The 1,139-nt window shown below is 61.7% G+C and carries 1 protein-coding gene; it reads right to left on the minus strand.

The window, feature by feature from the left end:
• Window positions 1–12: 12 nt before the first annotated feature.
• Complete coding sequence (locus AC1D0O_RS25045) at window positions 13–1,095, minus strand: IS30 family transposase (protein ID WP_477656189.1); 1,083 nt, start codon at window positions 1,093–1,095, stop codon at window positions 13–15.
• Window positions 1,096–1,139 lie beyond the last annotated feature (44 nt).

A 1,139-nucleotide genomic window follows, 5' to 3' on the forward strand; every position in this document is an offset into this window, starting at 1 on the left:
GGCGGGGCGGATTCAAACCCCAAGTGCAACAGTCGGAATAAGGCCAGCATCTTTCATGGCCTTGTTGTTAAAGAAGACCTCGGCGGGGCTTTTCCAGCCAAGAGTCTTGCGTGGCCTGATGTTGAGCTCCCAGGCCATGAGATCAAGCTCGTGCTGCGAGTACACGCTCAGGTCCGTGCCCTTGGGAAGATACTGGCGCAGTAGGCCATTGGTGTTCTCATTGATGCCGCGCTGCCAGGGGCTGCGGGGGTCGCAGAAGTAAATCTTCAGCCCCGTGTCCTCGGCCAGCTGTTTGTGCAGCGCCATCTCCTTGCCCTGGTCGTAGGTCAGCGTCTGGCGGATCTCCGGCGGTAGCGGTGCGAACGCCTGCCTGAACCCTTCGAGCACGTCGATGGCCTTGCTGCCGTCGAGCTTGACCAGTATGGCAAACAGCGTATGGCGGCACACCAGGGTGCCGACGGCCGAGGCATTGTTCTTGCCTTTAATCAGATCGCCTTCCCAGTGACCGGGCACCAGGCGGTCGTTGGCCTCGGGTGGCCGCACGTGAATACTCACAAGGTCCTGCAGTGAGCCGCGCCGGCCTTCACCCGGACTTGGAGCTGGCCTGGGCGGCCTGCGCGCAGCGCGCCCTTGGCGCAACAGCTCGGTCAGCTCCCGGCGCAAGTCACCCTTGGGCATGGCATAGATCGCGGTGTAGATGGTTTCGTGTGAAGCTTGCAATTGGGTCTGTCCTGGATGACGTTCCCGGAGTTTGGCAGCAATCTGCTCAGGCGAAAGCTTGAGCGCGAGCAGCACCTTGACTTCGGCCCATAACGGGCCTTGGCGGTCGAGCTTGCGGGCGGGCCAAGCAGCACGCCGAACGCACCGGGCGCGCTTGCCGGCGCGATGCGCATCGTAGCCGCCAGCGATGCGCGGGCGCCCCATCACGCACTGCTCGGCTTCGTCTTGCCAGCCATTGCGGCGCAGTTCGCGCGAGATCGTGCTCGGTGATCGCCCCAGCACTCTCGCAATCTTGCGGATGCTGCAATTGTGCAGCTTCATGCCCATTACCGTGCCTCGCTCTTCGGCACTCAATTGTCGATATGTTCTTGTCATGCAACTCCTCTTGGATTGGAAGTGTTGCACTTGGTCCTTGAATC

The organism is Polaromonas sp. P1_F2 (genome assembly GCF_056405735.1).

What these genes read in the sequence shown, in the direction of transcription:
- AC1D0O_RS25045 (WP_477656189.1), bottom strand. Translation starts at nt 1,095, where the DNA reads ATGACAAGAACATATCGACAATTGAGTGCCGAAGAGCGAGGCACGGTA.